Here is a 22,025-nt window from a genome sequence, read left to right on the forward strand (position 1 = left end):
GGGGTGGTGGGCGGCGGGGTGGTGCTGGACCAACGCTGGTTGGCCTGACCGTTGCAGTGCCAGAGAATGACCCGGGTGCCGTTGGCGGTAGCCCCCTGGTTCACGTCGAGGCAGAGGCCGGTCTGCCCACCGACGATGCTGCCGTCGGCGTTGTGCCGGAACTTCTGGTTCTGGCCACCGTTGCACGGCCAGATGACCGGCGCAGCGCCGGCAGCGGCGTTGGTGGGCGCGTCCAGACAAGCGGTCTCGTTGAACGTGCGCAGCTCGCCGGCACCGGTGAAGACCCAGCCCTGGTTCTGGCCGCCTTGGCAGTCGTGGATACCGACTGCGGCGCCCTGGGTGTTCCGGCCACCGATGACGTCCAGACACCGGTTGGAACTGCTACTGACCAACGGGTTGCCGACCGCGGCCGAGGCCGGCACGGCGACATAGACATTGGCGGTGACCAGGGCGGCAACCGGAGCTGCGAGCATCGCCCAACGACGCCACCGGCGACGAGGATGAGTGGGGTACGAAGACACAGGCCCTCCTGTCGGGGGATGGATCGTGCGGTGGTGCCAGGGGCGGTGGATGCACCCGAGGGATCGCCGGGGTGGCGGACGACGGCCCGTCCCCGAGAGCGAGTACCTCGACCCGCGCGGGTTTCAGCAAGTCAATGTGGACGGGCCTGGCGACTGTGTGTCACTGCGTCCGGAAGTGGGTCATCGAGTGTCCGCCCGGCCGCCGCGCACCACGCAGGACCGGTTGTTCTCCCAGCCCCAACCATCCCCGTCAGGATCACTGCTGCTGCTCGCGCAGTACGGGTAACCGTTGGGCGCGGTGGCCGGCGCGGTCGGCGTCGGCGCGGCGCCGAGCAACGCGGTCAAGGCCGGGTACCACCTTGCTTCGATCTTGCGGATGCCGGTGCTGTCGTTGGGGTGCACACCGTCGACGGTGTCCCGAGCGGTGTTGAATCCGGTGTACTGGTCGACCACTCGGACCGGGGATCGGCTGGTGCTGTTCGACGAGGCCCAGCCGGGGATGGCCGCGTTCAGGTTCTGGACGTTGGCGTTGCAGTTGCCGCACCCGCTGGGCGTCATCGGCAGGATCTGAGCGACCAGCACCTTGACGTTGGGATTGTTGGCCCGCATCTGCCCGAGCAGTTTGGTGTACGCCCTGAGGATGTTCGACGTGCCCCTGTTGCCCCACACGTCGTTGGTGCCGAGCATCATCAGCACGATGTCCGGTCTGGACGCGGACAGCCAACCGGGAAGCTGGTTGTTGTCGGCGATCCCGGTGGCCGAGTAACCACCGTGCCCCTCGTTGTCGATGTCGAACGAGCCGGAGCAGTAAGGGTTCCTCAGGGTGCCGACGAAGTCGACGTTGGTGTATCCGGCGGCTTGCAGGTGCTGCCAGAGCAAGGCACGCCAGCAGCCGTTCGAACCGGTGATGGAATCACCGAGCAGCATGATCCGGGTTGCTGCGGCAGCGTTTGCCGTCGGCTGGACGATCATCATGGATACGACGGCCACCACCGCCATGACAAGCGCGCCCAAGGCTCGTTTTGTCAACTCTTCTTCTCCTTCGCGAGGCGCGAGACTTGACGCCGGATTCGGCGCGACCGTCGCGCGGATACAACGGGGATGAAGCCGCGTTTCTCCGGCTCAATCGCTATGGCGACGCCATACCCACGGGGGGCATCGCGCGAGGTGTCGACCGGTGGCCACCATGGAGAACTGATCACGGCGAGCGTTCGCTCTGTCGATCCGACAACCTTCGACCCGAAGGAGAGTCCGGTTACATCTCGACCCGCATCGATATGTTAGGTCGCTCCCCGCGTTAGGTGCAAGATGAAATTAACTACGTGTCCGTGCCGCCATGTGGTACTGGCGGAGCCCGCCGTGTCCGACGGTCACTGCCCCGCGGAACCGGGCGCGGGCGAGCGTCACGGCCACCGGCGACGACCGCTCGGAGATGCGCAATGACGCAGCATCAGAACGGCCCGCTTGTGACCTTGACCGTGCCGGCGCAAACCTGCCGGGGTCAGGGTTCTGATCGTCGGGTCGCCCCAGCCGGTCACCGTCCGACGGGGCGAGATCCGGACGACATCTGCCTCACGGCGTGAGGCAGGGCTTGCCGGGCTCCGGCCCGGATCCTGTGCGCCTCGGGCCGCTCGGGAGGCACGGTGGATGATCGATTGGACTTCCTGGACGTCGCGTCATCGCCACGGCCCGGACACGCCGGCGTCCCGGAATCGAGTGCGGGCGGATGACGGCGGTTCCGCCGGCCTCAGCGCCGGGCGTCGCCCGGTCGGCCTCGGCCCGTCCCGGAGGCCCGGTGACCGATGCGTGGCGCCCGTACCACAGGAGCGTTGCCCGACCCGGGACGGAAGTCCCGCGCCGCGCCGGCAACCATCTCGTCGGGATCGCGGCAGAGCACCTGCCGGATGTGCGGCGGGACCACCTCCGACGTCGCCATCGCCAGCCGCACCTGCACCGAGCGGTCGTCAACCAGGCGTCGCAGATCCGCCTCGTCCAGCTCGACCGCGAGCACTAGCGCGGCGCGGACGTCCGCCACGGGATCCTGGGCGAGTGCGCTGCGCTGGGCGGTGGTGGTCCGCGGGTTGCGGGCGAGCCCCTTGCGGACGCGTACGGTGCGATCGGCCATCAGGGCGGTGATCACGCCGGGGTCGTGGGTGTGGGTGCCGAGTCGTTCCCGGACCTCGGGTGAGACGTCGTCGACCAGCCGCGCGGCCAGCTCGGGCTCCAGTTCGCGCGTCTCTGCGAGGAGACCGCGAAGCTCCTTGTCGGGAGCATCCGCCATCACCCGGCGAATCGACTCGTTGCAGGCCGGGTTGCCGGCGACCGCCCAGCGGACCCACCGGTCGGCGTCCTTGACGAGTAGCAGGAGATTGGCGACCGAGGCCGAGGGGTTTCTCGCCACAGCCTCCCGGACATGGCGATCGTGGTCCCGGGTCAGCGGTCGCAGTGCCTGCGCGGGCGCGTCGGTGCGGGTCGCGACCGCCTTACGGACCACGGCCGACGGATCGGACGCCAGGTCGATGAGGGTCATCTGTGGCGTGGTGGGGTCCTGCGCGACGGCGAGCCGCGCATCGACGCCGCCACCCGTCGCACCGTCCGCGGCGGCATCTGGCCCACTGTGACGGTTGGCGCCGCCGACGTCCTGCTGTTTCCCCATAGGCGCCATCATGTCACGGGCCTACCTTGCAACCACGAGCCCGACCAGAGCCTTGACGGTGGTCGAAGCCTCACTTCCCCGGATGCTGACGTGGGTCTTCGCGGTTAGGCGGCTGTTGACGGACGATGAGCTCGCGGGTGATCGACGGTGCGAGCAGGGCCTCGCCGCTGGCTCGGCAACAACCCGCACCCGGCCATGACATCAACGGGGTGACGGCGTCACGTACAGCATTCTGGTCAGTTCGTGCCGGCTTTGACCGGTTCGGAAGCCCACCGTGGCCGTGACCGCCGCCCGGGCAGCCGGGGTGGAGAACGACGCTGGTGCGGTTACCTGCCACGACACCTCCCGCGTGACGCCCGGGGCGAGCCGCGGCAGCAACGCCGGTCCGGTACGCACGGCGCGCCAGCCATCCGGCACCGCGATCACGGCGGTCAGACCAGACGCGATCGTGTCGCCGACGTTCCCGACGGTCACGGTGACCGTGGTGGTGCCGCCAGCGCTGACGGCGGCCGGATCAGCCGACAGGGCGGCACCGACCGGGGGCCGATTCGGGTCGACAGGGCCGCGGTACGTGCCCGTCGGGCCAGCCCGGTACATGACGCGGCTGGCCTCGATCGGGAGGTTCGCGGCGGTGATGGTGACGTTTCCCCGGGTGATGTTGCCGCGGCTGCCATCGACGATGCCGGTGATGGCCGGGTTGGTCGCATAGTTGTCGATCAGGGTCAGGTCGCCGGTGCGGTTTCCGTTCTGGTTGTTGGCGTGCGCCCATTGTTCGGCGGTGTCGATGAACACGTTGCGGCGGACGGTCAGATGTCGAGATCCCTCGTCGAAGTAGAGGCCGAGCTGGCCACTGCTCTCGCAGAAGTTCTCCTCGATCGTGCTGCCGGGCATCGCCGACAGGGTGTATATGCAGCCGGCGTCGAACATCGTCTGCACGACATTGCGCACGTGGTTGCCGACCACACGAACGTCGCTCAGCGTCGTCGGGGTCTGGTATATCGGCTGGAACTCGTAGAGGCCCCGGTCGAGGTACTCCGGGCTGCCGCCGGGGTCGTTCGCGCCCCACCCGTAGCCGAGGCCGATGCCGGTGTACGGCGCGCCATCGATGTAGTTGTGCTCGATGGCGAGCCGGGTGACGTAGGAGGCGAAGATCGGGTCCTGATCGAGGTACTCGAGGACCGACGCGTGGAGCCGGTTGTCGCTGATGTGGATGTCACTGTTGACCATGCGGGGGTCTGATGGGTGGTGCGCGTCCGGACGCACGCCGCCGACCATGATGCCACCCCCCGCGCTGGCGGTGAACGTGTTGCCGACCACCGACACGTCGTGGGCACCCAGCCCGACGCCGGTGGCATGGGCGTTGGCGTCGTTGCCGATCCCGAGTGCGATGGAGCCGAGGTTGACGAACGTGTTGTCGTGGAAACCGATGCCGTCGGCCGCCGAGACCTGCACTGCGGCGGCTGCCTGCGCCCAGCCGTCGCGGGATCCTTCGAATCCTCGGCAGCCGGCCGCACAGGAGGTGAACGCGTCGGCGGGGCGGTCAGGCTGGACACCGCTGATGAACACGCCGGTCTGCTGGCTCGCGTACCCGTCAGGTGAACTGGGACGCAGCCACGTGGTACCGGTGAAGGTCAGCCCTTGAAACCGTAGGTTCCGGGCCGGTTCGTCATAGGTGCCACCCACCTGGAGCAGAGACTCCAGTCGCGGCAGCTCGACCCGCGCACGCCGCATGTCCTGCCCCGGCACCGGCTTGTAGTACAGCGTCCCGGTCGTGGTGTCGAGGTACCACTCACCGGGCTGGTCCAGGAAGTGCTTTGAATTCAGCAGGAAGTAGGTCGGCGCGCGAAACGGGGCCTGGAGTGCGTCGTACCCGTATGTGTTGTTGTCCCAGGCGGGTTGTTGCATGACGACGGTCATGCCGGAGATGCTCTGCACCGGTACGAACCGGTTGGTGAACGACTGCATCGCCTGGAAGTCGATGCGTTGCTGGTCCGGCAACGTGGCCAGGTAGGCCAGCTCCGGGTTGTCGAGGGTGAAGCCGGTCGGGTTGAGCGTGATGTCGGTACGGGCGAGCCGGATCCGGGCCCGCTGTGCCAAGACTCCGTCGACGTACAGCTGGCGGGTGTCGAAGCCGGTACCGACGTGTGCCTTGTAGATGCCCTTCTCGGCGTCGTCGAGCTGCCAACCGGTGACCGGCTGAGCTCCGCTGAGGACGGCCGCTCCACCCGACGCCCGCCAGGTGACCGTGTGACCACCGCGGCCGGAGTCCGCGGCGTCGAACCGCAGCGGCTCGCTCAACCGGTACGTGCCGCTGCGCAGCACGACAGCGACGTCACGGTCGCCTTTGCCCGCCGCCGCGCGTGCTCGCCGTTGTGCCTCCTTGAGGGTGGCCAACGGCCGTTCGACGGTACCCGGGCCGCGGTCACTGGCGTTCTCGGTGCCGGGTGGCGCGACCACGATGACGTGTTCTGCGGAACGGGCTTGTGCGGATGGTGCGAACAGAACGAGTACACCGATCGCGGTCAGGGCAGCGGCCACCGCCATGGCGGCTCCGCGCGTGTGGCGGGCCAACGAGCGACGCACAGCGGATCATCTCCTTCGACGTTTGATTCCGGGGTCGCGCCGGCGACCGGCAGCACCAGCGCCCGGCCGGGAGTCGCGGTCCGGCCGAGCGCCTCGACCAGCTGGACCCGGTTCGCACCGCCGGCGCCGACGGTGCCCGCTACCCGGTGCGGGCGGCGACGCGTACGGCCGTGCGAACCCGACGCAGGTGCGGCGCGACCTCCTCATCGGGTCGCTGATCGAGCACCAGGTGCCCGTCGGCGGCCCAGTGGACGCGGCGCAGCGCCACGCACCGCCCGCGCGCGGTGATCCCGGGATGCGCATGGAAGACGACAAGTTCCAGGCCGTCCTCGTCGCGACTGAACGTGTTGTGACCGGGCCCCCAGTGGCTGAAGTCGCCGGTGGTACCGAGCACCGGTGCGTGCGCCTTGGTCCAGGTATCCGGGTCGAGCAGGTCGGCACCGCTGGGCGCCTCGATCGCACCGACCGCGTAAGTCGGCCCCACCTGGGAGCCGGAGTAGGTGACCACCAGACGGTCGCCGTGCCGCAGCGCGAACGGCCCTTCGGCGACCTCGTGGTCCCACCCGTACTCGGCGGTGACGATGCGGACCGGATCGCTGGTCAGCCGCCACGGGACGGCAGGATCGATCATCGCGATCCAGAGTTCGGCGTCGCCGATGCGGTCGGTGATGTACCGCTGGGACCAGATCATGTAGTGCCGCCCGGCGTCCTCGACGTAGGTCATGTCCAGGCTGAGCCCCGGGTGCCCGGGGTCACGCTGCAGGGGCGAACCGTCCGACTGGAGTACCGGGCGGGGCGGCTCCCAGTCCGCGGCGACCACCGGGTCCCCGCCGTGACGCAGCCGCATCACGTGGCAGCGCACCCGCCTCCAGTCCGCTTCCCCGATGCTGGGGGCGAAGAGGCAGTGCAGACGATCCCCGATCAGGTGCAGCTCGGGGGCCCAGAAGCAGCCGGCGATACCCGCCGTGCCGACCTCGAGGATGGCGTGATCCGGCGCGGTGGCGAGCCCGGCGATGCTGTCCGCGACGCGGATCAGCAGCTTGGTCGGGGTCACACAGTCACCGCCGGGATCGTCCGTCGCGATGAGGTAGTACCGGCCACGGTGGGCGAGCACGGTGGGATCGGCGCGATCGACGACGAAGGGGAACGGATACACACGTTGTCGCACCCTGCCGGCCACCGCGTACTCCCCCGGCCGGTCCCATTCGACCCCGGCGAGGCTGTCCGGGTCCCAGTCGACCGGACGCCGCGCGGTGGAGCCGTCGTCGTAGGTCAGCCGCGCCCACGGCAGCTCACGGGCGATCTCCCCGATGGTGGCCTCGATCGGGGGGACCTCGACGGCGATGTTGCGGATGCGCCCGAACCGGCGCCGTAGCCGCAGGGCGTCGGCCTCGCCGAGCGGCAGCGCAGAGGTCAGGACGTGGTCGGGTGCCCCGTCGGGTATCGGTGGCGTGGGCACCACGGGTGCCGCCGGGACCGGAGGTGCCCACGGTCCGCCCAGCTCGGCCGCGGTGCAGGACCACGTTCCACCCTCGTCATCGGTCCACCACACCACGAACTCCGCGCGTGCCTGGTCGTGCACCCCGCGCGGCTGCCGCACGCCGCCGCCGGCGGCCACCTGGACCAGCCCGATCTCCTCGTACCGGATGAGGTCGGGTGACTGGAACAGCAGGATCGCCGAGCTGGCCGTCGGCTCCGGCGAACCGTCCGGCAGGGCGGGCGAGCCGACGACGGCGTACCCGCCGGGGACCGCGAACACCCACGGGTCGGTGAGGGCACGCACGCGATGGACGTCAACGTGCTCGGTGGGAACCGCGCGGGGGAACAGGACCCCACGGTCGTCGTTGAGCCGGGTGACCGCGCCGTCCGGCGTTGCCAGAGCCAGGTGCAGGCTGAACGCGATACGCGGTGCGTAGACCGCCGGGTCGGTGGCCGGGCACCGGGTGCCGGCCAGCAGTAGCGGCGCGTCCGCCGGCAGCACCGTGACATCGAACGTGTCCGTGACTTCGGGCGCGCTCGGCACCGTGATACGGGCGACGACCGCGGCCGCCGCACGGCTGGTGATCACACCGGCGGTGGCATCGACATCGGGATGGTCGGTGGTGAGCCGGACACCGGCCGGCAGGATGGTGCCCGCGCGGAGGACCGACGGCAGCACCACGCGGGCCTGGGGGGCGGCACTGGAGCTTGTCAACCTTTGAACGCTCCTTCCATGATTCCCTGTACCAGACGGCGCCCGATGAAGACGAACAACACCAGCAGCGGCAGTGTGGCCAGGAACGAGCCTGACATGGCCAGGCCCAGGTCGATGTCCCGGTTGTTCTGCAGCGCCTTGATGGCGATCTGGACCGTGTACCGCTCCGGGGACTTCAGCACGATGAACGGCCACAGGAAGTCGTTCCAGGCGTTGACGAATCCGAACAGTCCCAGGACGAGCGCCGCCGGGCGGACCAGCGGGAAGGCGATGCGCCAGAAGATCTGCCAGGTCGTCGCGCCGTCCACGCGGGCGGCGTTCATCAGGTCGTCGTCGATGGTGCCGACGATGTGCTGGCGCATCCAGAAGATGCCGAACGCGCTGACCAGGCCGGGAACGATCAACGCCTGAAGGGTGTCCACCCAGTTGAGCCGGGACATGATCAGATACTGCGGTACGACGGAAAGCTGGGCCGGCACCGTCATCGTCAGCACGACGATGAGGAAGAGCGTGTTGCGGCCCCGGAAGGACAGCTTGGCGAAGGCGAAACCGGCCAGCGCGCACAGCAGCGCCTGGCCCACGCCGATCGAGGTCGCCACGACGACGCTGTTCAGGAGTGCCTGCACGAACGGCACGGTGTCGAAGACCAGGCCGGCCAGGTAGAAGAAGTTGCCGCCCGGCAGGACGTGCGGCGGCAGGCTCGTCGCGGTGGCCGAGTCCGTGGTGGCGACCACGAACATCCAGTAGAGCGGGAACACGCTGAGGACCACCATGACGCCGAGCACCGCGTACACCACCAAGGGGACCTGGTCGGAACTGCGCCGGCGGTGCGGTGCGCGCCTGACGGTGGAGGACGCGGGATTCATCGAAACCTCCGAAGGAGACCCGGCGTTGGCCGTAGGTAGGAATTCGGACCACCCGCCCAACGGGACAGGCGAAGCGGAGCGTCGCAGTCCCCCGCCTTCGAGCAAGTCGAGGACGTCAAGGACGCTCCGAGCGGATGCGGGTGACCAGCAGGTAGTTGATCGCCGCGACGATCACGACCATGACGAAGAGCGCGACGCCGACGGCGGCGCCGTAGCCGAAGTGGAACCGGCCGAAGGCCTGTTCGTAGAGAAAGAGGGTGAGGGTCTGGCACTGCCGCGCCGCACCGCACGTCAACCCACCCACCGGATTGGCCAGCAGCGGCTCGGTGAAGATCTGCAACCCGCCGATCGTCGACGTGACGACGGTGAACACGATGATCGGCCGCAGCGCGGGGATGGTGATGTGACGGAACTGGTTCCAGCCGTTGGCACCGTCCACCGCGGCGGCTTCGAACAGCTCGCGGGGCACCGTCTGGAGCGAGGCGAGATACAGCAGGGTGTTGTATCCGGTCCACCGCCACGCGACCATCACGGCGATCATGATGTGGCTCCCCCACACCGACGCGGTGAAGTCGACATGCGGGAAACCCAACAGTCCGAGGAACCAGTTGAGCATGCCGTAGTCGCGGTCGAAGAGCTGGGCGAAGACGATGGTCGTCGCCGCCACGGAGGTGACGTAGGGAACGAGCATCGACATGCGGAACAGCGTGGCCGCCCGCAGCCGTACGTGGTTGAGCATGTGCGCCACGCCGAGCGCGAGCAGCAACTGCGGAACCGTCGACAGCACCCAGATGCTGAACGTGTTACGCAGCGCGCCCCAGAACCGCGGGTCGTCAACGAGTTCGGCGAAGTTGGCCAGCCCCACGTAGCGTCGCTCGCCGATCGGATCCCAGTCGAACAGGGCGACGTAGAACGTGAACAGCAGCGGGAAGAGGCCGAAGACGAAGAAGAGCAGAAAGAACGGCGCCACGTACACGTAGGGCGCCAGTCGCTCGCGTAAGCCCTGCTGGATGCGGCGGTTGCGGGTGGGCCTGGCGGTGGCCTTCGGGGCCGCGGCCGGGCTGAGCATGGTGGTCACAGCGCTCACCTTCCCGACGTGCGGCGGCCGGCCCGCGCCGGCCGCCGCATATCAGTCGTCGATTCAGCCGCGGAGGGCGTTCTTGACGTTGGTCAGCGCGGTGTTCCACGCATTGGCTGGCTCGACCTTGCCCTGCTCGACGCTGGTGAGGGTGTTGAGCAGTTCACTGCCGATGGTGGCGTCCTCCGGACCGATGTAGAAGGGCTTGATATTCACCACGGACTCGGTGTAGATCTTGCCGATCGGTGCGTTCGAGAAGAACGGCTCGGTCCTCTCCAGCAGCCTAGGGTCCGTGTAGACCGACGGCGTTGTGGGCAGATTCCCCTTCGACAGGAAGTTGTTGAGCTGGCCCTCGGGGGACTGCATCTCGGCGATGTAGTCCCAGGCCGCCTTCGGGTTCTTCGCCCGCTTGGGAATGGCGAGGTAGCTGCCACCCCAGTTTCCCGAGCCACCGGGAATGGTGGCGACATCCCACTTGCCGGCGGTATCGGGGGCGTTGGTCTTGATCGCGTTGAGCATCCACGCCGGCGCCGACATCGCCGCGAAGTCACCCTTGCTCATACCCGCGGTCCATCCGGGAGACCACGAGGTGATCTTGGCCGAGATTCCCGACTCATAGACCTTCAGCGTGAGGTCGAAAGCGGCCTTGACCTGGGGGTTTTTGTCGTACGACAGCTTGCGTTCCGCGTCGTAGTAGCGCTCCGTTCCCTGGTTGACCGCCTGGAAGAAGACGCTCGTCGGCGTGTTGTCCAGGAACGGCTTGCCGGTCGCCTGGACGTACTGCTTGCCGACCTGCGCGAACGCGTCCCAGGTCGGCCACAGCTTGGAGACCTGGTCCCGGTCGGTGGGCAGACCGGCGGCCTTGAACAGGTCGGTGCGGTACACGACCGCCATGCCGCCGACATCCGTCGGCACTCCGATGATCTTGCCGTCCTCGGCCGTCGACTGTTTCATCACCCAGTCGAGATAGTCGCCCCTCATCTTGTCGGCGCCGAGCGTGGACAGGTCCATGAAATTGTCCGGGGACTGCATGAACTTCGGCAGATCGTCGCCCTGGATCAGCACGAGGTCGGGCACCTTGCCGCCGGCCAGTGCCGCGGTGAGTGCCTGGGCCGTCTCGCTCGTGCTGCCCACCTCGGTGAGCTTGATGTTGATGTCCGGGTGCTTCTTCTTGTATGCCTCGACGTCGGTCTTCTGGTCGATCCCGGTGAACGACCAGAACTCGAACGACTTCGAGTCGGACGATCCGGAGTCGCCGCTCGATCCTGGCGTACAGCCGACCACCAAGAGCGCGGCCGTGGCGAAGGATGCTGCGGTGGTGATGACGCGCTTCAAGCGGCCCTCCATACGGCAGTGATGAGCTGCGCCAGCTCTTGCGATTGCGGTGAACTGGATGAACCAGATACCGGCAAGACCGCAGGCGGAGGCGACGTGGTCACCCCACGTGCGACTCACAGGTGAGCGACGGCCCTGTCGCGATCGCCCCCACGCGGCGAGGCCGGACAACAGATCTCGACCAACATCAATCGACTGGTATGACGTGTGACGATACTCAGCGCCACGGAGTCCGTCAACGACCCGCAGACACTAACGACCGATGTCCGACCGAGGGCGGAACGTCATTCAGGCATGGAACTGACACCGACGTCTGACCCCCGGCCCCAGGTCATCGCGAGCGGCGTTGGCACCTCACGCCGACCGGTTCGACAGCCGCGGCAACCGGTCCGGCGTCGCGTCGCCGGCGGCCTCCGCCAGGGTCCAGCCGTGTTCACCCGCCAGCGGGCGACAAGAACGCGGCCGGATAGCTCGGCGACTCCTCAGAACCGACGAGCCAGAACGCCAGCATCACCGTCGGATCCGCCGAGGCCCGCATCTCGACTTCGACGCGGCCACCCGTGGGCAGAAACAGCCGCCGTTCCGGCTGGGCGGTCACGACGGTGAGGCCATCAACGTGCCGGCGCGTACCGACGGTCGATCCGACGGGCCCAGAGAACAGGCCGGTCTGCAGGTGGGACACCCGCAAGCCGCCGTCCACATCCCGCCAGGCGGGCTGGTCTACGTCGATGACAAGACGCAGCCCGTGGGCGGTGATCTCGTAACGGGCTTCAGACCGGTCCGGGGTAGTCCACTGGAGCAGGTAATGAGCGACCCACCGGGACTTGTCCACCTCCGGGACGGCGCAGCGCTCCACGAACATGGCCCGGCTCTGGTCCATCCGATATCCTTGTCGCGGTCGCCCACCGGCGCACCCACTTTTTGGAACACGGCCGAACCTGCGATGGACACGCGCCGGTCAGCGACCGTCGACGGCCATCCGTACTCCGAGCCCGACCAGAACGGTGCCGCTGACCGCGTCGAGCCGGCGACGGACGGCGGACCGACGGAACCAGCTGCTGGCTCGGCCGACCAGGGCCGCCAGCACCAGATACAGGACGATCTCGATTCCCACCTGAAGCAGCGCAAGAAGCGCCGTCATGGCGAACAAGGGGCGGTCGGCGGGCACGAACTGCGGGTAGAAGGCAATCATGAAAGCGGCCGCCTTGGGGTTGGCGAGCATCACCACCGCACCTTCTCCGAACGCCTTCGCCCAGCCGCGCGCCGACTCCCCCGGCACCTCATCATCGTCGCCCGGTGCCGTTACGGTCCGGCGGCTGCGCCACGCCGAACGCCACGCCTTGATGCCCAGGTACAGGAGAAACCCCGCACCGATCACCCGCAGCACGATGAACGCCACCTCGGAGGCCGCCACCAGCGCCGCCAGCCCGGCGGCGGCGAACAACGCCCACAGATACAGGCCAGCCTCCAGCCCGAGCACCGTCGGCACTGCTCCGGCGAACCCCCGAACCGCAGCGCGACGCAGGATCAGTGCCATCGCCGGGCCGGGCGAGGCCGAGATCAAGACTACGGCGACGACAAAGGCGGGTAAGGAGCCGGCGAAGTCCATGGCCGGATCATGCCCGAGGGACAACTGCACCTCAACCACTTTGGATGCCCAGCATGGTGGCAACGCCCGCGCCACCCTACCGGCGCTGGTGGAGATCCTGTGCGCGGCTCCTCACCGACCAGGAGATCGGTGACCACCGCATGACGTATCGAGCTGAGCGCCCCGTGTCAGTCTGCCGGGTCTGGTGGCCACGGCCCCAACGGCGGCAGCGTCCCGGACGGGGTAGAGAGGGCGCCGTCGGTGGCCCGGCCCGCCATCCAAGCGGCCAGGTCATGTGCCGCTCCCGTCACCTCGACTGGAGTGCCGGCCCCGACGGCGCGGATGACGTCGACGTCGTCGGCTCGAAGAGTCAGCTGAAGACCGACCGGGGAACGGGCCGCCAGGAAGTCCAGTGCGTGCAGCGCGAACACCACAGGCCACTGCCGAGGGGTGTAGCCGAGATCGAGGTCGACAGCGTGGATTTCCGCCTCCCGCCAACGGGCCAGCACCGTGTCCAGGACGGTCGCGTTGCGGAAACGGACCGGCCTGGACCAGTCGGCACCAGTGAACGTACTCCAGACGTCCTCCAATGCCTTCTGCGCCTCGCTCAAGTGCTGGAGCAGCACCGACCGGGGGCGCGGGGCCCACTGTTCGATTGACGAGTCGCGGGCGGCCTGGCCGCCGTCGTACATCTCGACCAGCTCGCCCCGTAACGCACAGCGAGCCTGCCGCTCGAAGGCCCACGCGTTGTCCGCCAGGTGCGCCAACACGTGCGCCCGCGTCCATCCGGGCAGCAACGAGTCGGCCCTCAACTGCTCGTCGTCAAGGCGATCGGCGAGGTGAAGGAGACGACCATGGGCTCGGGACACCCAGGACACCAGCTCATCTGGGCGCATCTGCCAGTTGATTATCAATGCAGCCTACAGCCCGACCAAAGGCTCCAGCGGGCATCGCCTGCGGGACTTGGTAGACCGGGAAGGAGGACGCGGCGACCAAACGACATCAAGATCGGGCTGGTCATCCAGGTCGTTCACGTCGGCACCGCTTCACCGGACCCCCTGATCCGCGCGGGCCAGAACGCCCGGCGCGGTCGGAAGCCCTCTCGGCCGGAAGGTGACGGTCACCGACGTCGAGCGCGGGACGAACGGGCCTGGCTGGCTCCCCTGCCACACCGAGGCGGTGACTCCGGCCTGGGGTAGGCCGGAGTCACCGCGAGGTCGGGTCAGACGTACGGGCTTTGGGCCAGCAAATGGGCCTTGTAGCCCTCGCCGACACCGGGTTCTGGTGTGCCGGCCCAGTCCTTGATGAGCACGGCTCCGCCGGTGCAGCCCCAAGGGTTCCAGGTCCAGGCCAGGTATCCCATGTCGTGCGCGTCGGCCCAGGTGACCAGCCGTTGCATGTAGTCGAAGCCGCAGTTGTCCTGGCCGAACTCACCGATAACGACCGGCACCTGCCGCGCGAGCGGGGCGATCTGGCTGTCCCAGCAGGACTCCGTCGCGCAGGCGTTGAAGCTGTACGCGTGCCAGGAGGCGGCGATGTTGTTGAGCGGGTCGTTCGGCTTGTACGTCAGCCATTCGCGCATGTCATTGGTCCATTCCAGGCCGCTGACCATGAGCAGGTTGGTGGCGCCGGTGGCGCGGACCGCGTCGACGAGGTCCTGCATACCGGCGGCCTCGTAGGGGAGGCCGGTGCAGTTGCCGCCGTCGCGCAGGCACTGCCAGCCCAGGGTCTTGTTCCATTCGGCGGGCATGTCCGGGTACGGCTCGTTGAACAGGTCGAAGACGACTGCGTCGTTGCCTTTGAACGCGTTGGCGACGCCGGTCCAGAACTGCGGGGCGTACCGCGCGTCCGGCATCGGCTTCTGGCAGGTGGCGTGTTCGTCCTTGCAGTGCCAGTCCGGGCTGTTCGTGTAGGCGCCCCAGTTCCAGTGCAGGTCGAGGATGACGTTGATGCCGTTGGCGACCAAGAGGTTGACGTAGTCCTTGACGCCCTGTTGGTAGGCGGCGCCGCTGGGTGAGCCGTTGACGCCCAGCCAGCATTCCTCGTTCAGCGGGATCCGGACGGCGTGGATGTTCCAGGTCTTCATCGCGTCGACGGATGCCTGGTCGACCGGTCCGGAGTCCCACAGGCCCTTGCCCTGTACGCAGGCGAACTCGCCGCTGGAGCGGCTCACGCCCAGCAGCCGGTACGCCTTGCCGTCCTCGGTGACGATCTTGTTGCCGGACACGCGCAGCTCGGGCGCCGGACCACTCGGAGGTGGCGTTGTGGTGCTCGGGGACGGGCTGGCGGTGGTGGGGCTGGGGGTCGGCGTGGTCACCGAGCCCGTGCACGTGGTGCCGTTGAGCGCGAATGACGCGGGTACCGGGTTGGCGTCGTTCCACGCGCCGAGGAACCCGATCGAGGTGGACGCGCCGGTGCCCAGTGACCCGTTCCAGGTCATGCTGGCCGCGGAAACGTGGGCGCCGGACTGCGTCCAGGTCGCACTCCAACCCTGCGTGACGCGCTGACTGGCGTTCGGGAAGTCGAAGGTGAGCGTCCAGTTCGACATCGGGTCACCGAGGTTGGTGATGGCGACGTTGGCGGTGAAGCCGCCTCTCCACTGGCTCTGCACGGTGTACGTGACGGAGCAGCCGGATGCGGCCGCCGAGGCGGGAAGGGTTGCCGTTGCGATGCCACCCAGTGCCAGCGCGCTGGCGGCGCCGGCGGCCAGTAGTGCATGACGGTGTTTCATCTGATCTCCTCGGGAATGGTGAGGGATCGATGGGAGCGCTGCGGACATCCTTTATTAGGTTAGTTACGGAAGTCAATACGTCGCATGGCCGAGGCCGGCAGCTGCAAGAGGAGGCGACGGGGGCGGCGCAGCGCGGGGGTTAAGTAAAGTGTGGCCTGGCAGAGCGGCGGAAGGGAGGAGGAGAGTGGCGACGAGCCCGATCTGGGCAAGCCGGCCGAAGACCCGCGGCCTGGTCCTCGACCTGATCAGGTCGGCGCGCACGATCACCCGGATCGAGCTCGCCGAGGCGACGGGGCTCACCGGAGCCACGATCTCCGAGGTCGTGCGCGAGCTCATGGGCGACGGTCTGGTCGTCGAGGCCGGCCGGGGTGCGCCGACGGGCGGCAAGCCACGCACGCTGGTCCAGCTCAACCCGCCGGCTCGCTACAGCGTCGGTGTCCAGCTGGAGCGCAACACGTGCGTCATCGTCGTGGTCGACCTGGCCGGTCGGCAGGTGGCCCGCACCTCGTTCCAAGGTGTGGCGACGATGCCGCCGGGGCAGGCGCTGCCGCTGGTGGCCGCGCGGGTCGAGGCGCTGCTGGCCACGGCGGCGGTCGACCGTGGCAAGGTGCTGGGGGTCGGCCTGGTCAGCTACGGCCCGCAGGACCGGCGCGTGGGTGTGCTGTTGACGCCGCAACCGACCGACGAGTGGCTCGACTACCCGGTCGCGCGGCGGCTCTCGGAGAGCCTCGGGCTGCCCGTCCTGCTCGACAACGACGCCGTGGCGGCCGCCATCGGCGAGTACTGGATGGGCGCGGTAGACCCACGCAGCACCTATGGCTGCATCTACATGGCCACCGGCATCGGCGGTGGGGTCGTGGTCGCCGGTGAGGTCTATCGGGGCAGTTCCTCGAACAGTGTGGAGATCGGCCACATCTCGATCGACGTCAACGGCGACGAGTGCCCGTGTGGCAACGTCGGCTGCCTGGAAAACTACGCCGGTCCGTCGGCTCTGGTCCGGCAGGCTCTGGCGACACCGGGACTCGCTCAGCGGCTGGCGCTCGATCCGGCCGGCGCCGATTTCCTCACCGAGTTCGCGCGGGTCGCGGCCGCGGCGGTCGCCGGCGATCCCGCCGCCCGGGGCCTCGTCGAGCAGTCGGCCCGCTGTCTCGGGTCTGCCGCCGTCACCATGACGAGCCTGTTCGACGTGGACACGATCGTCCTCGCCGGGCCGAGCTTCGCTGCCGCCAGCTCGATCTACCAGGCGGTTATCCAGCAGGAGGTGACCCGCCGCACGTTCGCCCGGCGCGCCCATCCGGTGCGGGTCGTACCGTCGGTCAACGGGTCGGACGCGGCGGCGATCGGCGGGGCCGCCCTCGTCTTGCAGAGCGAGCTGACCCTGGCACACTCCCGCCCGGAGGACGTCGCCAGGCCGGTGCCCGCCGGCGCGGGCGAGGCGCCCTGACCCGTCCCACCGGTGCTCGTATCCGGGCTTGGCACCTCGGCGGGGTCGATGTCGAACGCCCGACCCCGGGCGGCCGGACAGGCTCTGCCGCGCGGCTGGCAGGTCGACCCGCTCTAGCGGTTCCACCGCCGGTTTCCGGGCGCGGCAAGTCGTCATAGGTTCCGGTAGCACAGGCGGTGCCAGGCAGCGGCGGAACGCGTGCCTCGCCACGATCGTCCGTTGAGCTGCCATTGACTTACTTAAGCTGCCTACGTAAGGATGCGGTCGCCGACCGACGACGAGAGGGCGGATGATGCACGAGACCCTGCACGACGGCTGGCTCCTGCGGGCCGTGGGAGGGCCGGTGCCGGACGCCCTCGTGGGACGGCAGGTGCCCGCCCAGGTGCCCGGCGGCACCCATCTCGACCTGATGGCCGCAGGCCTCATCCCGGACCCCTTCCTGGATCGGAACGAGGCCGAACTGACCTGGATGCACCGCGTCGACTGGCAGTACACGACCGGGTTCCAGGCGCAGGCGCCTCGGCCTGGCGAGCGGGTGGAGCTGGTCTTCGACGGCATCGACACGATCGCCACCATCGAGCTGAACGGCGACCTACTCGGCCACACCGCCAACATGCACCGCGGCTACCGATTCGACATCTCCGAGTCGTTGCGCGACGGCGGCAACGACCTGACGGTGACGCTGAGATCCGCGCTCACCCACGCCGAGCAGATGGAGGCCCGGCTCGGCTGGCGCCAGCGGGCCTATCCGCACCCGTACAACGCGATCCGCAAGATGGCATGCTCCTTCGGCTGGGACTGGGGACCGGACCTACAGACCGCCGGCCTCTGGAAACCCGTACGGCTGGAACGCTGGGACAGCGCCCGCCTGTCCCAGGTGCGCCCGCTCGTCGCCGTCGACCCCGACGGCACCGGCCGGGTCGACGTACACCTGGAACTGGACCGCGCCGCGGACCGCGACTACACCGCGGTGGTGACGGTCGGCGGCCGCGAGGAACGGGTAACCGTCTCCGGCGACACCGCACACGTCACCGTCCTCGTGCCGGACGCCCGACTGTGGTGGCCGGTCGGTTACGGTGACCAGCCACTCTACGAGCTGACCATCACGCTCCTGGCCGACGGTGAGCCGGTGGACACCGACCGGCGCCGGATCGGGTTCCGAACGGTCACCGTGGACACCGAGCCGGACGAGACCGGCACGCCGTTCACCTTCGTCGTCAACGGCACACGCGTCTTCGTCAAAGGCGCCAACTGGATTCCGGACGACCACTTCCTCACCCGGATCACCCCCGAGCGGCTCGCCCGCCGGATCGACCAGGCCGTCGACGCGAACATGAACATGCTGCGGGTCTGGGGTGGCGGCATCTACGAAACCGACGACTTCTACGACACCTGCGACGAACGCGGCGTGATGGTGTGGCAGGACTTCCCCTTCGCGTGCGCCTTCTACGCCGAGGAGGAGCCGCTGCGCGGTGAGGTCGAGGCCGAGGCCCGGGAGAACATCACCCGACTGGTCGCCCACCCGTCGCTCGTGTTGTGGAACGGCAACAACGAGAACCTCCCCGCGTACACCGACTGGGGCTGGCGGGACGGCCTGCAGGGACGCAGTTGGGGGATCGGCTACTACACCGAACTGCTGCCCAGGCTCGTCGCCGAGTTGGATCCCACCCGCCCTTACGCACCGGGCAGCCCGTACAGCCCTGACGACCTGCCACCCAACGACGCCGACCACGGCACCCGTCACGAATGGGACGTCTGGAATGTCCGGGACTACACCTACTACCGCGACCACGTTCCGCGGTTCTGCGCCGAGTTCGGCTTCCAGGGACCACCCACCTGGGCCACCCTCACCCGGTGGGTCCACGACCAGCCGATGACACCCACCTCGCCGGCCTTCCTGCTTCACCAGAAGGCCGATGACGGCAACGGCAAGCTACACCGCGGCCTCGCACCCCACCTGCCGGTCCCCGCCGACTTCGAGCAGTGGCACTGGGCGACCCAGCTCAACCAGGCCCGTGCGGTGGCGTTCGGCATCGAACACTTCCGCTCCTGGTGGCCGCGCACCGCGGGAGCCCTCGTCTGGCAGCTCAACGATTGCTGGCCGGTCACCTCATGGTCCGCCGTGGACAGCGACGAACGACTTAAGCCCCTCTACTACGCCATCAAACACGCGTTCGCGCCCCGGCTGCTGACCGTCCAGCCCCGCGCGGGCAGGCCCGCGCTGGTCGCGGTCAACGACCATGACCAGCCCTGGACGGGTACCGTCCTCGCAAGCAGACAGACCTTCGACGGCGACCTGCTCGCCACCGCCGAGCTGCCGCTCAGCGTCCCGCCTCGATCGACCACACTGCTGAACCTCACCGACGACCTGCTCAAACCCACCGATCCGAGGGCGGAGGTGCTGATCGCCACTGCCGGCGGCGCCCAGGTCCACCACCTGTTCGCCGAGGACCGCGATCTCAGCTACGATCCGGCGCCGTTCACCGCGAGCGTCACACCCGCGGCCGGCGGCTACCGGGTCGACGTACGAGCCAACTCGTACGTCCGAGACCTCGCCTTGCTAGCCGACAAGGTCGCACCCGACGCGGTCGTCGACGACATGCTCGTCTCACTCACGCCCGGCCAGATCCACAGAATCTTCGTACGCACGACGGCGGACATCCAGCCACCGTCCGCCTTGCTGCGTCCAGGCGTGTTGCGCTGCGCCAACACGGCAGCTCGGGCCGCCGAGAGCCTCCGATAGAGGCCGCGTTCACTGTGCCCGTTCGTCGACGAAACCGAGCCCGAACGCGTGACCGCGTCTCGAGGTAGCCGCGTCCACTCGCCGCCACCGGTCCACGTCGAGCATGATGGCGGCCAGTTCACGCGATGGCCGACCCGTGGCGCGGGTCGGCCATCGACCGTGGGGTGCTCGCACGCGAAGCCCGCGTGCGGCGGTCAGCCCACCGAGATCGGGGTGTCGACGACTCCGAAGCCAGTCAACTCACCGAAGTCGGCAGTGTTGAAGTTCGGGATCACCAGGCGGGAGTTGCTGAGACACGGCACGCTGCGCACCCAGTAGAAGCCCTTCGGGTCGCCGTTGTCGTTGGCCAACGGGAACCTCACGAGCACGGTGTCGGCGTTCCGTTCGGGGAAGAAGAACACCCTGGTCCCGTCGGCGTCCGCCTCCTGGTAGGCGGCCTCCAGGTAGCCGCCGCCCTGCAACACCTCGGGACGGAAGTAGATTGCCGCCCGCGTCTTCGGTTCGATGTCGGCCTTGACCTCGAAGGAGACCGACGAGTCCTCCCGGAAGCCGGTGATTTTGAATCGCTTGCTCGCCGCTGTGGCGGCGGCTTGGAACACGCCTTCCAGTCCCAGGGATCCGCTGACGTTCAAGAAGGAACCAGACTCGATCCGGGCCTCCGCCTGGGATCGCACTTCGACGTCGAATCCGAACGGGTCGGGCTTCGTCCCGTCGCAGTTGTTCTCCACCTCGCTGACCCGGAAGGAGTCCCCGTTCGTGATCGTTTCCGTCCGTTGGATGAAATCACACTTCTCCAGCAGCGGCGATCCGTCGCGGCAGTGCAGGGCGACCTCGCTCGCGGTTGCCGCGCTGGCGTTGTTGCGGTTCATCAGCGGGATGAGCCCAGCCGCGGCGATCGCGAGCACTGCTCCGACGACGAGGTAACGGCGCCGCCGGGATCGTGGCCCGGTCTTTCGGTTACCGTGGGTAAGCTGGTACGTGGACAATGTAACTCCTTAGTCTCGCGAGAGTGGATGTGACCACGGTCCGGCGACGGACTACCGGGCCGGCTCCGGCGGGAACGGCTGGGGGTCGTCGTCCTTGAACTCGTCCCCGGTGCAGTCCGTCAGCTTGGGTCGCGCCTCGCCGTCGGCGGCGCCGCTGGGCAACAGCAGCGGGGCGTCGATCGTGGTCTCGAAGCTCCACTCCCACGGCGTGTTCCGGGGGCCGAAGGGGCCCCCGCCGGCGCTGTTGCGGGTTCCGCCGGTAACGGTCCAGACTCCCTTGATCTGCGCTCGCCGAGGGATGAACTGGAAGGTTCCCTTCTTGCCTTCGGGCACGTTCACGGTCCGCGTCGTCGTCACCGTCCTGATCTCGGACGCGAGGGTGCTCTCGGTGCCGTGCGCGCCCCACTCGGCGCCCAGCAGGTTGACGAAGTTCGCGGAGAAGGTGTCGCCGTCGTCGACGAAATCGCCGGATATCTTCGCCGCGCCCTGCTCCACCTTGATCTCGAACGACAGGTTCTTGTTGATGTTGGGCGGGCAGTTGACCACCTCCTTCGACGGGCTGAACGGTTCGCCGAAAATCGGCTTCGCGTCGTCCGCCCCCAGCACCTCCGTCACCCTGAAGTCACAGGTGTCGGCCGGGAAGGTCTGGGTGAATGACGAGGAGAACTGCTGCTTGCCGTTGATCTTCAACGAGCCCTTGCAGAGCTTCACGGCCTCGTCTTTCGGACAAGGGCTCACGATCTTGACGCTTCCATCCCCGGCGGGGTCGCAGCCCGCCTCCGCCGCGTGCGCCGTATGGGTGATCGTCACGACCCCAAGGCCGATCACGACCGTCGATCCAACCGCGATAAGACGACGTTTCATCGTTCTCCCTCTCGATGCCATCGCGACATGAACGGTGTGGCGTTCAGGAAAACCGCGTCTCGGCGGGATCAGAAGGGACAGTTGTCCCGGCAACCACCGCGATCGCGGTTCAATCTCTCCCGGTTCAATTCTGTGAACAAGGTCACAGAATCTCCGAGGACGGCATCCGACCAGAGTGATTGCGTACTCGCGGACGAGGCGGCTGACCTGCGGCTATGTGGACGGCCGGAGGCGGTTCGGCGAGCGTGGCTCCTGTGTGCGGCCCCACCACCACGCCACCGCCGGACCAAGCAGCCGACCGCCTCAGGCCCCCGGCAGGGATGATCATCGTGAGCAATGCTCGCCGCACGCCCGGGCCAGCCACGCTTCGCGACCCTCGTCGACCTCTGGCGAACCGGTGCGTGACCATTGGTCGAACGGTGGATCCGGACCAACC

At 68.3% G+C, this 22,025-nt stretch carries 16 protein-coding genes; 2 read left to right on the top strand and 14 right to left on the bottom strand.

Annotated elements, in window-relative coordinates:
• The 12 genes from E1165_RS16175 to E1165_RS16230 form a co-directional block, all read right to left on the bottom strand.
• Positions 1-473: RICIN domain-containing protein (locus E1165_RS16175; RefSeq protein WP_165945239.1), on the bottom strand; the 473-nt coding region annotated here is incomplete at its 3' end.
• 228 nt (positions 474-701) lie between these two features.
• On the bottom strand, positions 702-1,550 hold the full coding sequence (locus E1165_RS16180) for a GDSL-type esterase/lipase family protein (RefSeq protein ID WP_132392292.1): 849 nt from the start codon (positions 1,548-1,550) through the stop codon (positions 702-704).
• 718 nt (positions 1,551-2,268) lie between these two features.
• Positions 2,269-3,051: a hypothetical protein gene (locus E1165_RS16185; RefSeq protein ID WP_132392294.1), complete on the bottom strand. Its 783-nt coding sequence runs from the start codon at positions 3,049-3,051 to the stop codon at positions 2,269-2,271.
• 327 nt (positions 3,052-3,378) lie between these two features.
• A complete protein-coding gene (locus tag E1165_RS16190) occupies positions 3,379-5,721 on the bottom strand; it encodes an NEW3 domain-containing protein (RefSeq protein WP_132392296.1) in 2,343 nt (780 codons plus the stop codon).
• A gap of 178 nt (positions 5,722-5,899) precedes the next feature.
• Entirely contained in the window at positions 5,900-7,954 is a 2,055-nt protein-coding gene (locus tag E1165_RS16195; RefSeq protein ID WP_132392298.1) for a family 43 glycosylhydrolase, read from the bottom strand.
• Entirely contained in the window at positions 7,951-8,751 is an 801-nt protein-coding gene (locus E1165_RS16200) for a carbohydrate ABC transporter permease (protein WP_243704808.1), read from the bottom strand. The genes E1165_RS16195 and E1165_RS16200 overlap by 4 nt, the downstream gene beginning before the upstream one ends.
• A 184-nt stretch (positions 8,752-8,935) precedes the next feature.
• Positions 8,936-9,889 (bottom strand): carbohydrate ABC transporter permease, encoded by a 954-nt coding sequence (locus E1165_RS16205; protein WP_132392328.1) that lies wholly within the window; start codon positions 9,887-9,889, stop codon positions 8,936-8,938.
• A 72-nt stretch (positions 9,890-9,961) separates the two neighbouring features.
• The gene (locus E1165_RS16210; protein ID WP_132392302.1) at positions 9,962-11,245 is read right to left on the bottom strand and encodes an ABC transporter substrate-binding protein; all 1,284 of its coding nucleotides are present in this window, start codon (positions 11,243-11,245) and stop codon (positions 9,962-9,964) included.
• A 421-nt stretch (positions 11,246-11,666) separates the two neighbouring features.
• Positions 11,667-12,113 (bottom strand): hypothetical protein, encoded by a 447-nt coding sequence (locus tag E1165_RS16215; RefSeq protein WP_132392304.1) that lies wholly within the window; start codon positions 12,111-12,113, stop codon positions 11,667-11,669.
• 78 nt (positions 12,114-12,191) lie between these two features.
• Positions 12,192-12,872 carry a LysE family translocator gene (locus E1165_RS16220; protein WP_243704809.1) on the bottom strand — a complete coding sequence of 227 codons (681 nt, stop codon included), beginning with the start codon at positions 12,870-12,872 and terminating at the stop codon, positions 12,192-12,194.
• 137 nt (positions 12,873-13,009) lie between these two features.
• A complete protein-coding gene (locus E1165_RS16225) occupies positions 13,010-13,690 on the bottom strand; it encodes a maleylpyruvate isomerase family mycothiol-dependent enzyme (protein WP_243704810.1) in 681 nt (226 codons plus the stop codon).
• Positions 13,691-14,043: 353 nt separating this feature from the next.
• Positions 14,044-15,552, bottom strand: a complete 1,509-nt coding sequence (locus E1165_RS16230) for a cellulase family glycosylhydrolase (protein WP_132392306.1) — start codon at positions 15,550-15,552, stop codon at positions 14,044-14,046.
• A gap of 184 nt (positions 15,553-15,736) precedes the next feature.
• Between E1165_RS16230 and E1165_RS16235 the strand changes: the two genes are divergently transcribed.
• Positions 15,737-16,996: an ROK family transcriptional regulator gene (locus E1165_RS16235; RefSeq protein ID WP_165945240.1), complete on the top strand. Its 1,260-nt coding sequence runs from the start codon at positions 15,737-15,739 to the stop codon at positions 16,994-16,996.
• 289 nt (positions 16,997-17,285) lie between these two features.
• Entirely contained in the window at positions 17,286-19,739 is a 2,454-nt protein-coding gene (locus tag E1165_RS16240; protein WP_132392310.1) for a glycoside hydrolase family 2 protein, read from the top strand.
• Between the two features lie 194 nt (positions 19,740-19,933).
• Here E1165_RS16240 and E1165_RS16245 read toward each other — a convergent pair whose 3' ends face one another.
• Both E1165_RS16245 and E1165_RS16250 read right to left on the bottom strand, forming a co-directional pair.
• Complete coding sequence (locus E1165_RS16245) at positions 19,934-20,644, bottom strand: hypothetical protein (protein ID WP_165945241.1); 711 nt, start codon at positions 20,642-20,644, stop codon at positions 19,934-19,936.
• 132 nt (positions 20,645-20,776) lie between these two features.
• Positions 20,777-21,610: a hypothetical protein gene (locus E1165_RS16250; RefSeq protein ID WP_132392314.1), complete on the bottom strand. Its 834-nt coding sequence runs from the start codon at positions 21,608-21,610 to the stop codon at positions 20,777-20,779.
• Positions 21,611-22,025 lie beyond the last annotated feature (415 nt).

The sequence above is a fragment of the Micromonospora sp. KC723 genome (assembly GCF_004348595.1).
GTDB lineage: Bacteria > Actinomycetota > Actinomycetes > Mycobacteriales > Micromonosporaceae > Micromonospora.